We start from the raw sequence: 13,507 nt of genomic DNA, 5'->3' as shown, positions 1-13,507 counted from the left end.
TCCGTCCTGTTGTCGTCAGTGCGCCGGCGTGGCGGCCACCTCGCCGCCCAGGTAGGCCTCGATCACCTTGGGGTCGCTCTGCACGGCGGCCGGCTCGCCTTCGGCGATCTTCTGGCCGAAGTCCAGCACGGTCACGGTGTCGCAGATGGCCATCACCACGTCCATGTGGTGTTCGATCAGGATGACGGTGATGCCCTCGGCACGGATCTTCTGGATGATCTCGACCAGCTCCTTGATGTCGGGCGCGGTGAGGCCGGCGGCCGGCTCATCGAGCAACAGCAGCTGCGGGTTGAGCGCCAGCGCGCGGGCGATCTCAAGCAGCCGCTGCTTGCCATAGGGCAGGTTGCGGGCTTCCTCACCGGCGAGGTCACTCAATCCGACGAGACTCAGGAGCGCATGGGCACGCGCCGTGCTGCGCTCGTTCTCGCGCCGGTAGCGCGGCGTGGAGAGCGCAACATCAAGCAGGTTGCTGCGGAAGCTGTGATGAAGGCCTACGAGCACGTTCTGCAGCGCCGTCATCTCGCCGAACAGCTGCACGTTCTGGAAGGTACGGGCGATGCCCGACAGGGCGATGTCGGACGAGGTGCGGCCGACCACGCTGCGCTGCTCGAAGGCGATGCTGCCGGCCGTGGGCACGTAGATGCCGGTGAGCACATTCATCATCGTGCTCTTGCCCGAGCCGTTCGGCCCGATCAGGCCATGGATGCTGCCGCGCTTCACGCGCAGGTCGACCTCGTTGATCGCCTTGAGGCCGCCGAACTGCATCAGCACGCGCTCGGCCACCAGCAGCTCCGGGGCGCCGCTGCCACTCTGGTGCTGCAGCGCCTTCTCGCCCTGGCCGCTCGCCCGGCTCTGCTCGGCATCGGTGCGGGCATGGCCCTGCAGGTTCAGCGCATTGCGCACGAAGCCGACGATGCCGTCCTGCAGGAAATACACGACGAAGAGCGTGATCACGCCGAAGATCGAGAGCCGCCAGTCGGCCATCGTGGTCAGCACAAAGGACACGGCGGCCAGGGCCACGCTGCCCACGGCCGGTATCGCCACCTTCTTGAGCGTGGACTTGCCGCGCGCCAGCAGGTAGGCGCTGCCCAGCACCACGGCCACCGCAAAGGCCACCGAGGCCCAGCGGAACAGCTCGATGTCGTCCAGCAGCTTGGGCAGCATCACGATGATGGCCGCGCCCAGGAGCGCGCCGGTGCGGGTCTTGCGGCCGCCCATGATGATGGCCAGCAGGAACATCACCGTCAGCTCGAAGTTGTAGGTATTGGGCGAGATGTACTGCTCGGAGTAGGCGTAGAGCGAGCCGGCCAGGCCCGCGAGGCCGGCGCTGATCACGAAGGCATAGACCTTGTAGCGGTAGACCGAGACGCCCATGCAGTCCGACGCCACCGGGCTGCCGCGCAAGGCCTCGAAGGCCCGCCCCAGGTGCGAGCGCAGCACCCGATGCACGAACACCAGCGAGAGCAGCAAGAGCACCGCCACCAGCCAGAAGAACTCGGTCTCATCGAGCTGGTGGCCGAGCAGTTTGGGCTTGCGCAGCGTGATGCCCATGGGCCCGTTGGTGAGGAAGTCCATCTCGTTGATCAGGATCTGGATGATGGTGCCGAAGGCCAGCGTCACCATCGCGAGATAGGGGCCGGTCACGCGCAGCGCCGGCAGCGCCAGCAGCGCGCCGAAAGCCGCCGTGATGCCCACGGCCATCGGCAGCGTGAGCAGCACCCAGAGCTCGAACTTGGTGATGAGCACACCAGCCGTGTAGGCACCGATGCCGAACAGGCCGGCATGCCCGAGCGAGACCTGGCCGGTGTAGCCCACCACGATGTCGAGGCCGAACAGCACGATCGCGTAGATCATGATGGTCTCGACCAGGTGGATGTAGTACGGGTTGCCCGAGACCAGCGGGAAGGCGAACAGCGCCGCCACGGCGACAGCCGCTGCAATGAGTTTCTTGGCGTTCATACTTTCTTGATCGCAGTCTTGCCGAACAGGCCGGCCGGCTTCAGCGCCAGCACGATCAGCAGCAGCACGAGGCCGGGCACGTCCTTGTAGCCGGTGGAGAGGTAGAAACCGGTGGTGGTCTCGGCCACGCCGAGGATGATGCCGCCGACGATGATGCCCATGCCGCTGGTCAGCCCGCCGATGATGGCCACGGCAAAGGCCTTGAGCCCCAGCACCGCGCCCATGGTGGCGCCCGTCAGCGTGAGCGGCGCGATCAGCACGCCGGCAAAGGCCGCCGTCATCGAGGACAGCGCGTAGGAGAAAGTGATCACCGCGCCGGTGTTGATGCCCATCAGTTTGGCCGCGTCGCGGTCATTGAAGGTGGCGACCACCGCCTTGCCATAGATGGACTTGCGGTTGAACACCTCGACCGCCAGCATCATCAGCACGGCGCCCACCACCACCAGGATCTCCATCGGCAACACATTGGCACCGAGGAAACGCAGCGGCGATTCGGGCAGTGGCGAGGGGAACTTGAGGTCGTCGCGGCCCCAGACGTTCTCGGCCACGTTCTTGAAGATGATGCCGAGCGCAATGGTGGACATGATCCAGCCGAACTCGCTCTTGATCTTGATCGCCGGCCGCACGCCGATACGCTCCACCAGCGCGCCCTGCAGCGCGCCGAACAGGCAGACCAGCGGGATCATCAGCCAGTAGTTGATGCCAGCCCCCACGGCCGAGAGCCCCACCAGGGCGCCGAGCATCAGCGCGTCACCCTGGCCGAAGTTCAGGGTGTCGGAGGTGGCGAAGGTCAGTTGGTAGCCGAAGGCAATGACGGCGTAGATCATGCCCAGCGCAATGCCGCTGAACACCAGTTGAGTCAGGATTTGCATGAGGCCCCCGATGGCTCGCTTTGCAACAGTGGCACGCGAACGGCCAGCGCACAGTCCTGCGCGCTGGCCGCCCACGTCGGACAGGGCGCCCTTACTTCTTCTTGGCCGGCACCGTCAGTGCGCCCTTGGCATTGACGTCCTTGACGCGCACCTCGGAGGCCTTCTTGAGGTCGGCCTCGTAGGCATAGACCACGCGCTGGCCCTTGACCTCGCCGAACACCGGGATGTTGGCGGTGATGGCTTCGTGGTCGGCCTTGGAGAAGGGCTTGTTGTAGGTCGTGACCACGCCTTCCACCGGCTCCTTCAAGTCCTCCAGCGCGGCCTTGATCTTGGGGCCGTCGGTGCCGCCGGCCTGCTTGATGGCGGCGGCCAGCAGGTAGACCGAGTCATAGCCCTGCGCGGCCGACACCGGCGAGTCGATGCGGGCGTTCTTCGGGTTGAAGGTCTTCAGGTAGCTGATGATGAAGCTCTGGCGCTTGGGCGTCGTCGGCTCCTGGATGAAGGTCTGCGGCATGCGCGCACCCTCGCCGCCCGGGCCGGCGTTGTCGATGTAGTTGGCCATCGACAGCGTCCAGCTGCCAATCATCGGCACCTTCCAGCCGAGCTTGGTCATGCCGTTGGCGATCTGGGCCAGCTCGGGGCCGATGCCGTAGGTCAGCACCGCCTCGGCGCCGGCCTCCTTGGCCTTCAGCAGCTGGGCCGTCATGTCGACGTCCTTGATGTTGAACTTCTCGACCGCCACCGGCTTGATGCCCTTGAGCTCCAGCGCCTTCTCCAGGTCAGCGCGGCCGAGTTGGCCGTAGTTGGTGGAGTCGGCGAGGATGGCCACCTTCTTGAAGCCGCGGCGGGTGATCGCTTCTTCAACAATCATTGGCGCCTGGATGCTGTCGTGCGCCGCGTTGCGGAAGATGTAGTTCTCGGGCTGGTCGTCGAACTGGTGCGTCACCAGCGAGCCGGTGGCCACGTTGTTCATCACCGGGATCTTGGCTTCCTGGTAGAAGCGCTGCGAGGCCAGGGCCACGCCGGTGTTGATGTAGCCCACGGTGGCGGCCACGCGCTCCTTGTTGATCAGCTCCTGGGCGATCTGCACGCCGCGCTCGTTCTTGGCTTCGTCGTCGCGCTCCACCAGCACCAGCTGGCGACCGAGCACGCCGCCGGCCTTGTTGATCTCGGCGGCCGCCAGGCGCACGCCGTCGCGCATGCTGACGCCCATCGACGAGGAACCGCCGGTGAACGGACCGGCCACGCCGATCTTGATCGGCTCGGCGGCCAGGGCGCCGAGCGCCGCGCAAGAGAGCGCCAGCGCTGTCAGCTTGAGGGTGAACTTCATGTCTTTGTCTCCGGTGTTGTGTGCCGCTGCCGGTCGAGGTGCATTCGTTCTTGTAATTTCCCAGTCAGCTTGCAAAGCCCTCAGACAGGCTACGCAGTAAGCACGGGGCTACGTACCGTGAAAACCCCCGGCTGCGGCAAACCACATTGGCCGATGCCTGCTGGATTCCGCTGATGCGGGCGCGAGCAACCCCTTGCGCCAGGCAGACCGGCTGGCGATGATCGGCCGGACATCTCGTTGGGAAAAAGGGGCTCAAACATGCAAGCCTCCTTGCTGCTTTCACTCTCGCTGGCCGCCCTGACATCGGCCCCTGCCCTTGCCGGCGACCAACCGCCGGTCCGCATCGGCATGAACGAAGACCGCCTGCTTGCGCCGCCGATGGAAGAGGCCTTGCGCCGCGCCTATGCCGCCCTTGGCCGACAGGTGCAGTTCGAGGCCTTGCCGCTGCGTCGCACCATCCTCGGCCTGCAGTCCGGCGAGCTGGATGCCGACCACCTGCGCGTCCTGCCCTACTTTGAGCAGAACCCCTTCATGCAGAAGGTCGATGTGCCGGTGCTGACGATGTATGTCTGGGCCTTCAGCAAGCCGCCCTGCGGCAAGGCCGTGAGCATCGATGCCCTGGTCCAGGCCCAGGCCAGCTACCAGCGCGGTGCCATGGTGATCGAGAACTGGCTGCCACCGGCGGCGCGGCAGCCGGTCAACCATCCGCGTGAGCTCAGGCGCAGCGTGGTGGAGGGTGTGTCGCGCTATGCCCTGGTGCTCTCGACGCCGGGCATGCTGCCCTTCACCAGCGCCCGCGACCTCGCCGGCCTGTGCCATGCCGAGCAGCCGGTGCTGGCCGTGCCGCTGTTCCATGCGGTGCATGAACGCCATGCCGACTGGGTGCCGCAGCTGCGCCGGGTGCTGGGCCAGATGCGCGATCGCGGCGAGTTGCGCGCGATCTGGGAGCGCTACGAAAGCGGCCTGCTCGCCGCCAAGCCGGGCAAGCGCTGAGCGGCCCCGGCCCTGATCAGTGCAGCGAGGTCGCCGAGAACTCGGGGAACTGCGCCGCGTAGCGCTCTATCCACTCCTCGGCGGCCTGCTCCGGGCTCAGCTGCCGGCCCGTGCTGCGCAGCACGGACTGGCGGTAGTCCTCAATGTGGCAGAGCTGCTCGACCATGCGGGCCAGGTAGGCCACCTCGGCATCGAGAAAGCTGAGGCCCAGCTCATAGCCGCTCTCGGCCCCATCGGGCCGGCACCAGGCCACCTGGGCCTCGGCATGGAAGGGCGGCTCCACGTAGCCGATGCTCAGGTGCACCTGGCGCCCCGGCAGCACCGGCTGGGCCACATGCAGGGCGAGGCCACCGGCGCTGACGTCCTGCGTGCGGCCATGGCCGGCGCCCCAGGTGGCATCCTGCTCGATGTCGATCTCCACCGGCAAGTCGACCGGATGACGGATGAATTGGCGCATGGGATCCTCGCGTGCGCCGCCCTGGCGCTGGTCGGGGCAGGATACGCCCGCCGACCGGCCCGCGCCAAGGGGCATCCCCCCGAGTCAGCCAGGCACCGCCGCCCTCACTTGGCGGCGAGGCGCCGGCGCAGCTCGGCCACCGGCATGACCATCATGCGCCCGAGCGGCTTGCCGTCTCGGTAGCTGATCACCTTGAGCTGCTGGGCATCCTTGGGAACCGCCAGCGGTGCGGTGTAGACCGGGTAGTACCCGTCCGGCAGCGAGCCGTCGAAGCTGTAGTGCAGGCTGAGGCCCGCCACCTCGGTGGCGAGCTCCACCATCAGCTGACCCGGCACTTTCTCGCTGGCCTTGAAGCTCGGGTCGTAGAGGGCGGGCGAGTACTTCACGCCGGCCGCCGTCAGCCGCTCGAAATGAGCCTCCACGCGCGGCACAAAGCCTTCCCAGCGCTTGTGCTCCTTGGGGCTCCACAGGCTCTCGGCCACGGCCATGGCGCGGGGCCAAGTCATGTACTGCAGCTGGCGCTGGTTGTAGATCTGCTCGGTCCAGAGATTGGCCTGGCCACCGAGAACGCGGCGCGCATCGACACCCTCCGGCAGCGGTTCGAACTGGTAGGTCTTGGAGAGCCGCACCGTGCCGTAGACTGGCGCCTCGACAACCGCATCGCCCTGCATCAGGTCCAGGTAGACGAAGTCATTGGGCGACATCACGACCTGGTGGCCGAGGCGCGCCGCCTCGATGCCGCCCTTCATGCCGCGCCAGCTCATCACGGCGGCCTCGCTCACCAGGCCCCCTTCGAGGATCTCGTCCCAGCCCATCATCTTCTTGCCCTCGGCCGCGATGATCTTCTGCAGCCGCGTCACGAAATAGGCTTGCACCGCGTTGAAGTTCGGCAGCTTCTCGCGTTCCATCAGGGCCTTGATCGCCTCGCTCTTGGCCCAGAAGTTGCGCGCCGTCTCGTCGCCGCCCATGTGCACATACTCGAACGGGAACAGCTGGGCCAGTTCGGAAAACACCTGGCGTGCGAACTCGTAGACCTGCTCCTTGGCCGGGCACAGCGTGTTGTCGACGACGCTGGACAAAGGCCCGCCGGCCGGCCAGGTCAGCAACTGCTCGCCGGCATTGACGGCAAAGCTGCCCGGCTCGCAGGCCAGTTCCGGATAGGCCGCCAGCGCCGCCAGGCTGTGGCCCGGCATGTCGATCTCGGGCATCACGGCTATGTGGCGTGCCCGGGCATAGGCCACGATCTCGCGCACCTGCTCCTGCGTGTAGAAACCGCCGTAGTCGCGGGGCTCATCGGCGGCCGGCGGCGCGAAGCTGCCGAACCGGCCGACCTTGCCCACCCGCCAGGCACCGACCTCGGTGAGGCGTGGCCGGCTCTTGATCTCGATGCGCCAGCCCTGGTCGTCGCTCAGATGCCAGTGCAGCAGGTTGAACTTGTACTTGGCCATCTGGTCGATGAAGTCCTTGACCTCGGCCACGCTGAAGAAATGCCGCGAGACGTCGAGCATCAGGCCGCGCCAGCCGAAGCGCGGCTGGTCCTGGATCTGCACGGCCGGCAGGGACCAGCGCGGCGACCGGCTGGGCGTCGCGCTCTCGACCTCCTTGGGCAGCAGCTGCAGCAAGGTCTGCGTACCGCGAAAAACACCGGCCGGCGAAACGCCCACCAGCTGCACGCGCCGCCGGTCCACGCTCAGCCGGTAGCCTTCGGCCGGCAAGCCGGCCTCGATGCCGAGCACGATGCGCTGGCCGGCGCCATGCGTGGCCTTGCCGTGATCAATCGGCAGCTTGAAGCCGGTGGCACGGCGCAGGCGCTGCGCCAGGGCCTCCGCCTCGGCGTTCAGCTCGGGCGATTGCACGGCGATGCGGGTGCCGGCATCGAGCTTGAACTCGCCGGCGCGCTGCTCCACGGCCACCGGTGCGGGAATGAGGGCAGGCAGTTCGGCCGCCATCACAGCGGCGCTGCTGCACAGGAACAGCAGGACGGTCAGGGTCTTGGACTTCATCGTCATCGAGGCGGACTCCGGGCTGTGACACCAAGTCAGGGAGTCGCGATGCTAGCCGGCCTGCGCGCGGCCTCAGCTTCAGGCCTGCTGCAAAAGCTGCGCAGCCACGGCCACCGCAATCACCTCAGGCTGCTTGCCGGTGATGCCGGGCACGCCGATGGGGCTGGTCACCCGGGCCAGCTCGTCGGCCGTGAAGCCCCGCGCTTCGAGCCGCCGTCGGAAGCTCGCCCATTTGCTCTTGCTGCCTATCAGGCCGATGAACGCGAGGTCGCCCTGCTCGCGCTGGCGCTGCAGACAAGCCGCCACGATGTCCAGGTCCTCGGCATGGCTGAAGCTCATGATCTGCACACGGCTGCCGGGTGCCAGGTCTTGCACGGCGCGCTGCACCGGGTCGGAATGCTCGGTGCGAACGCCTTCGGGCACCTCGGCCGGGAAGATCTCGTCGCGGCTGTCCACCCACAGCAGTTCAATTGGCAGACGGGCCAGCACCTCGACGATGGCGCGCCCCACATGGCCGCCGCCGAACAAGGCCACGCGCATCAGCGGCGCGGGCGCCAGGCGCTCACGCAAACCGGCAATGTGGTCCGCGCCCAGCAGTTCGAAGCGCAGATACACGATGCCGCCGCAGCATTGGCCGAGGCTGGGGCCCAGGGCAAAGCGGCGCAGCGGCTCGGCCACCACACCCGCCGCCAGTGCGGCGCGGGCCTGGGCCATGGCATCGAACTCCAGCTGGCCACCACCTATGGTGCCGAGCAGGCCGGCCGCCGACACCGCCATCCAGGCGCCGACCTCGCGCGGCCCGCTGCCCTCGACCTGATCGACGCGCACCAGCACCGCGGGCTCGCGGGCCAGCAGCAGTCCGAGCGCCTGCCAGTCCTGCATGGCCCTCAGCTGCCGCGGTAGGTGGAATAGGACCAGGGGCTGGCCAGCAGCGGCACGTGGTAATGACCCGCCGCATCGGCGATGCCGAATTCGAGCGGCACCTCATCCAGGAAGGCCGGCTCGGGCAGCGTCTCGCCGCGCGCGCGGAAATAGGCGGCAACGGCAAACACGAGGCGATAGCGCCCCGGCTTCAACGCCTCGCCTTCCAGCAGCGGCGCGTCGGCGCGGCCATCGGCATTCAGGACCAGCGACTTGATCAGGCCGCCATCGGTGCCATGCAGGCGCACGGCCATACCGGCGGCCGGGCAGCCGTTGGCGGTGTCGAGCACATGGGTGGTGAGCTTGCCCATCGTTGAGGTCCTGTCTGGATTGGATGCCGAAGTGTATACACTCCATGCCCATGGCCGAGACCCTCTCCAGCACAGAACGGATCGCCGCCTCGATCACGCAGGCCATCGTCGAGCGCCGGCTGATGCCCGGCACCAAGCTCGCCGAGCAGCAGCTGGCCGACATCTACGGCGTCTCCCGCACCCTGGTCCGGCAGGCCCTCAATCAACTGAGCCGGCATCGCCTGGTCACCCTCACGCCCGCACGTGGCGCCTGCGTGGCCGAGCCCAGCGTGGAGGAGGCCCGCCAGGTCTTCGAGCTGCGCAAGATGCTGGAATCGGCCCTGCTCTCCCAGCTCTGCGCCACGGTCACGACGGCCCAGATCCGCATGCTGCGCGAGCACCTGAAGCTGGAGCGCGAGGCCCTGAAGCGCACCGACGTGCCGGGCCGCACGCGCCTGCTCGCTGACTTCCATGTGCTGCTGGCGCGCCTGCATGGCAACGAGGTGCTGGCCGAGACGCTCGCCGACCTGCTCTCGCGCTGCTCGCTGATCGCGCTGATGTACCAGAGCAGCCACTCGGCCGCCGAATCGCAGGCCGAGCACGAGGCCATCGTCGACGCCCTGCAGGCCCGCGACAAGAAGGCCCTGATGAAGCTGATGGATGCCCACCTCGGCAATGTCGAGGCCAACCTCAAACTGGAGCCGCGCGCTGCTGACCTCGCTGCCGCGCTGAAAGCCGCATGAAGCCCTATCCCCGCGATCTTGTCGGCCACGGCCGCAACCCGCCCGATCCGCAATGGCCAGGCGGTGCCCGCATCGCCCTGCAGTTCGTCCTCAACTACGAAGAAGGCGGCGAGAACTCGGTGCTGCATGGCGATGCCGGCAGCGAGCAGTTCCTGTCCGAGATGTTCAACCCGGCCAGCTATGCGGCCCGGCACCTGAGCATGGAAGGCATCTACGAATACGGTTCGCGCGTGGGCGTGTGGCGCCTGCTGCGCGAGTTCGAGAAGCGCGGCCTGCCGCTCACCGTGTTTGGTGTTTCGATGGCCCTGGAGCGCCACCCCGAGCTGACGCAGGCCTTCGTCGAACTGGGCCATGAGATCGCCTGTCACGGCTGGCGCTGGATCCACTACCAGGGCATGGCTGAAGCCGAAGAGCGCGAGCATCTGCAACGCGGCGTGGCCATCATCGAGAAGCTGACCGGGCACAAGCCTGCCGGCTGGTACACCGGCCGCGACAGCCCCAACACGCGCCGCCTGGTGGCAGACCACGGCGGCTTCGAATACGACAGCGACTACTACGGCGACGACCTGCCCTTCTGGCTGCAGGTGAAGAAGAGCGACGGCCAATTGGCACCGCATCTGGTTGTGCCCTACACGCTGGACTGCAACGACATGCGCTTCTGCCTGCCGCAGGGCTTCAGCCATGGCGACGAGTTCTTCGAGTACCTGCGCGACAGCTTCGATGTGCTGTACCAGGAAGGCGGCGAAGGCAGAGCCTCGATGATGAGCATTGGCATGCACTGCCGATTGCTCGGCCGGCCCGGGCGCATGAAGGCACTGCAGCGTTTTCTCGACCATGTGCAGCAGCACGACCAGGTCTGGGTCTGCCGCCGCCTCGACATCGCCCGCCACTGGCGCGCCACCCACCCCTTTGATGCCAGCAAGGCCTTTGTATGGGAATGACGCTGGAGCAGTTGAATGCTGCGGACCGCGACGAGTTCGTGGCCCTGCTTGACGGTACCTATGAGCACTCGCCATGGATTGCAGCGCGGGCTGCTGAGCAGCGGCCCTTCAAGACGCTGGCACAGCTGAAGGCGGCGATGGCCGGCGTGGTGCGCGAGGCCAGCCTCGACGAGCAGCTGGGCCTGATACGCGCCCACCCGGAACTCGCCGGCAAGGCCATGGTCACCAAGCGCCTGACGGCCGAATCCACGAACGAGCAGAGCAAGGCCGGCCTGACCGACTGCTCGCCTGAGGAATTCGCCCGGCTGCAGCAGCTGAACGCCGCCTACAACGCGCGCTTCGGCTGGCCCTTCATCCTCGCGGTGCGCGGGCCACGCGGGCTCGGCCTCACGCGAGCCCAGATCATCGAGACCTTCGCCCGCCGGCTTGAGAACCATCCGGACTTCGAACGCGCCGAATGCCTGCGCAACATCCACCGCATCGCCGAGATCCGCCTGAACGACAAGTTCGGCGTGACGCCTGTGCTCGGCCAGCAGGTCTGGGACTGGGCGGAGTCCCTCGCGGTTCATTCGGACCCCGGCTTCAAGGAGCAAGGGCAACTCACGGTCACCTACCTGACCGAAGCCCACCAGGCCTGTGCCGCACAGCTGCGGCAATGGATGCTGGATGGCGGGTTCGACGAAGCGAACATCGATGCGGTGGGCAATGTCGTGGGCCTCTATCGAGGCAGCGATCCCAAAGCCCAGCGCCTGCTGACCGGCTCCCACTACGACACCGTGCGCAACGGCGGCAAGTACGACGGCCGGCTCGGTATCCTCGTGCCCATGGCCTGCGTGCGCGAGCTGCGCGCCCAAGGCCGGCGCCTGCCCTTCGACCTGGAGGTGGTGGGCTTTGCCGAAGAAGAAGGCCAGCGCTACAAGGCCACCTTCCTCGGCTCCAGCGCGCTGGCCGGGCATTTCGATCCGGCCTGGCTGGCGCAGCAGGATGCGGACGGCATCACGATGGCCGAAGCGATGAGCGCGGCTGGCCATGCGGCCGCGATGCCCGCGATCGAGGCCTTGAAGCGTGACGCCTCGGCGTACCGCGGCTTTGTCGAAGTTCACATTGAGCAGGGCCCGGTTCTGGATGCGCGCGACCTGCCGCTGGGCGTGGTCACCTCCATCAACGGCAGCGTTCGCTACCTGGGCGAGATCACCGGCCAAGCCTCGCATGCCGGCACCACGCCGATGGGCAGCCGGCGCGACGCGGCGGCGGCGGCGGCCGAACTGGTGCTCTTCGTCGAGCAGCAGGCAGCGGCGATGCAGGATGTGGTTGGCACCGTCGGCATCCTGAACGTGCCGGCCGGCTCCATCAATGTGATCGCCGGCCGCTGCCAGTTCAGCCTGGACCTGCGCGCCACGACCGATGCCGCGCGCGATGCGCTGGACGGCGCGGTGCGTGAGGCCTTGCAAGCTATCTGCCAGCGGCGCGGCCTGCATTTCAAGCTGGACCGCACGATGAGCGCCACCGCCGCGCCCAGCGACCCAGCGCTGCAGGCGCGCTGGGAGCAAGCCGTCCAGGCCCTCGGCCTGCCGGTGTTCCGCCTGCCCTCGGGTGCCGGCCACGACGCGATGAAGCTGCATGAGCTGATGCCCCAGGCCATGCTCTTCCTGCGCGGCGGCAATGCCGGCATCAGCCACAACCCACTGGAGACCATCACGGCCGACGACGCCGAGCTCTGCGTCCAGGCCTTCCAGCAACTGCTCGAGTCCTTCGAATGACCACGCCCTCCTACGAACAACTCGATGCCTGGATCGCCGCCCACTTCGACGAGCAAGTGCGCTTCCTGCAGGAATTGGTGCGCGTGCCCACCGACACGCCGCCCGGCAACAACGCGCCCCACGCCGAGCGCACGGCCGAGCTGCTGGCCGCCATGGGTCTGCCTGCCGAGAAGCATGCGGTGCCGGCCGAGGCCGTGAAGGCCCAGGGCATGGAGAGCATCACCAACCTGATCGTGCGCCGACCCTTTGCTGCGGGCGGCCCGACGATTGCGCTGAACGCCCATGGCGACGTGGTGCCGCCCGGCGAGGGCTGGACGCACGGCCCCTACAGCGGCGAGGTGGTGGACGGCAAGCTCTATGGCCGCGCCTCGGCCGTGAGCAAAAGCGATTTCGCCACCTACACCTTTGCCTTGCGCGCGCTGGAGTCGCTCGGCCTGCCGCTGAAGGGTGGCGTGGAACTGCACTTCACCTACGACGAGGAATTCGGCGGCGAGCTGGGCCCCGGCTGGCTGCTGAAGCAGGGCCTCACCCAGCCCGACCTCCTGATCGCCGCCGGCTTCAGCTACCAGGTCGTCACCGCGCACAACGGCTGCCTGCAGATGGAGGTGACGGTGCACGGCACCATGGCCCATGCCGCCATCCCCGAGACCGGCGTCGATGCCTTGCAGGGCGCGGTGGCCATCCTGAACGCCCTCTATGCCCGCAATGCCGAGTACGAGAAGGTTTGCTCCCAGGTGCCGGGCATCAAGCACCCCTACCTGAACGTGGGCCGCATCGAAGGCGGCAGCAACACGAACGTCGTGCCCGGCAAGGTGGTGCTGAAGCTGGACCGCCGCATGATTCCCGAGGAAGACCCGGTGGTGGTCGAGGCCGAGGTGCGCGAGACCATCGCCAAGGCGGCCGCCGCCTGCCCCGGCATCCGGATCGAGATCAAGCGCCTCTTGCTGGCCCGCTCGCTGAAGCCGCTTCCTGGCAATGCAGCCCTGGTCCAGGCCCTGCAAAAGCATGGCGAGGCAGTGTTCGGCGAACCCGTTCCCAGCTCGGGCACGCCGCTCTACACCGACGTGCGGCTCTACGGCGAGCACGGCATCCCGGCCGCCATCTACGGCGCCGGGCCGCGCACGGTGCTGGAATCGAACGCCAAGCGGGCCGACGAGCATCTGCAGCTCGACGATCTGCGCCGCGCCACCCAGGTGGTGGCAAGAACACTGCTCGATCTGCTGAAAGACTGAGCCTTC

Annotated in this window: 12 protein-coding genes; 5 read left to right on the top strand and 7 right to left on the bottom strand. The window is 67.5% G+C overall.

Features of this window, described 5'->3' with window-relative positions:
- Positions 1-15: 15 nt before the first annotated feature.
- The 3 genes from J7U46_RS20320 to J7U46_RS20310 form a co-directional block, all read right to left on the bottom strand.
- On the bottom strand, positions 16-1,959 hold the full coding sequence (locus J7U46_RS20320; RefSeq protein WP_282829019.1) for a branched-chain amino acid ABC transporter ATP-binding protein/permease: 1,944 nt from the start codon (positions 1,957-1,959) through the stop codon (positions 16-18).
- Positions 1,956-2,831 (bottom strand): branched-chain amino acid ABC transporter permease, encoded by an 876-nt coding sequence (locus tag J7U46_RS20315; RefSeq protein ID WP_282829018.1) that lies wholly within the window; start codon positions 2,829-2,831, stop codon positions 1,956-1,958. The genes J7U46_RS20320 and J7U46_RS20315 overlap by 4 nt, the downstream gene beginning before the upstream one ends.
- Positions 2,832-2,922: 91 nt before the next feature.
- On the bottom strand, positions 2,923-4,161 hold the full coding sequence (locus tag J7U46_RS20310) for an ABC transporter substrate-binding protein (protein ID WP_282829017.1): 1,239 nt from the start codon (positions 4,159-4,161) through the stop codon (positions 2,923-2,925).
- Between the two features lie 258 nt (positions 4,162-4,419).
- Here J7U46_RS20310 and J7U46_RS20305 point away from each other — a divergent pair, with 258 nt between their 5' ends.
- Positions 4,420-5,154 (top strand): hypothetical protein, encoded by a 735-nt coding sequence (locus J7U46_RS20305; protein WP_282829016.1) that lies wholly within the window; start codon positions 4,420-4,422, stop codon positions 5,152-5,154.
- A 16-nt stretch (positions 5,155-5,170) separates the two neighbouring features.
- Here the strand turns inward: J7U46_RS20305 and J7U46_RS20300 are convergent, their stop codons facing one another.
- The 4 genes from J7U46_RS20300 to uraH all read right to left on the bottom strand — a co-directional run bounded on the left by J7U46_RS20300 (position 5,171) and on the right by uraH (position 8,846).
- On the bottom strand, positions 5,171-5,611 hold the full coding sequence (locus J7U46_RS20300) for a PilZ domain-containing protein (protein WP_282829015.1): 441 nt from the start codon (positions 5,609-5,611) through the stop codon (positions 5,171-5,173).
- A 104-nt stretch (positions 5,612-5,715) separates the two neighbouring features.
- Positions 5,716-7,614: a family 20 glycosylhydrolase gene (locus J7U46_RS20295; protein ID WP_282829014.1), complete on the bottom strand. Its 1,899-nt coding sequence runs from the start codon at positions 7,612-7,614 to the stop codon at positions 5,716-5,718.
- 78 nt (positions 7,615-7,692) lie between these two features.
- Positions 7,693-8,496 carry a xanthine dehydrogenase accessory protein XdhC gene (gene xdhC, locus J7U46_RS20290; protein ID WP_282829013.1) on the bottom strand — a complete coding sequence of 268 codons (804 nt, stop codon included), beginning with the start codon at positions 8,494-8,496 and terminating at the stop codon, positions 7,693-7,695.
- 5 nt (positions 8,497-8,501) lie between these two features.
- Positions 8,502-8,846: a hydroxyisourate hydrolase gene (gene uraH, locus J7U46_RS20285; RefSeq protein ID WP_282829012.1), complete on the bottom strand. Its 345-nt coding sequence runs from the start codon at positions 8,844-8,846 to the stop codon at positions 8,502-8,504.
- 44 nt (positions 8,847-8,890) lie between these two features.
- On the opposite strand from uraH, the gene J7U46_RS20280 reads away from it, so the two are divergent.
- The 4 genes from J7U46_RS20280 to J7U46_RS20265 are packed head-to-tail and all read left to right on the top strand — an operon-like array spanning position 8,891 to position 13,501.
- A complete protein-coding gene (locus J7U46_RS20280) occupies positions 8,891-9,568 on the top strand; it encodes a GntR family transcriptional regulator (protein WP_282829011.1) in 678 nt (225 codons plus the stop codon).
- Positions 9,565-10,509: an allantoinase PuuE gene (gene puuE / locus J7U46_RS20275; RefSeq protein WP_282829010.1), complete on the top strand. Its 945-nt coding sequence runs from the start codon at positions 9,565-9,567 to the stop codon at positions 10,507-10,509. The genes J7U46_RS20280 and puuE overlap by 4 nt, the downstream gene beginning before the upstream one ends.
- Positions 10,500-12,269, top strand: a complete 1,770-nt coding sequence (gene uraD / locus J7U46_RS20270) for a 2-oxo-4-hydroxy-4-carboxy-5-ureidoimidazoline decarboxylase (RefSeq protein WP_282829009.1) — start codon at positions 10,500-10,502, stop codon at positions 12,267-12,269. The genes puuE and uraD overlap by 10 nt, the downstream gene beginning before the upstream one ends.
- Entirely contained in the window at positions 12,266-13,501 is a 1,236-nt protein-coding gene (locus J7U46_RS20265) for a M20/M25/M40 family metallo-hydrolase (RefSeq protein WP_282829008.1), read from the top strand. Before uraD ends, J7U46_RS20265 begins: the two co-directional genes overlap by 4 nt.
- The last annotated feature ends 6 nt before the right edge of the window (positions 13,502-13,507 follow it).

Source organism: Pelomonas sp. V22 (genome assembly GCF_030014915.1).
Classification (GTDB): Bacteria; Pseudomonadota; Gammaproteobacteria; order Burkholderiales; family Burkholderiaceae_C; genus JAUASW01.
Note: the sequence above shows the minus strand (reverse complement) of the source record. Positions and strands in the feature narration are given on the sequence as shown.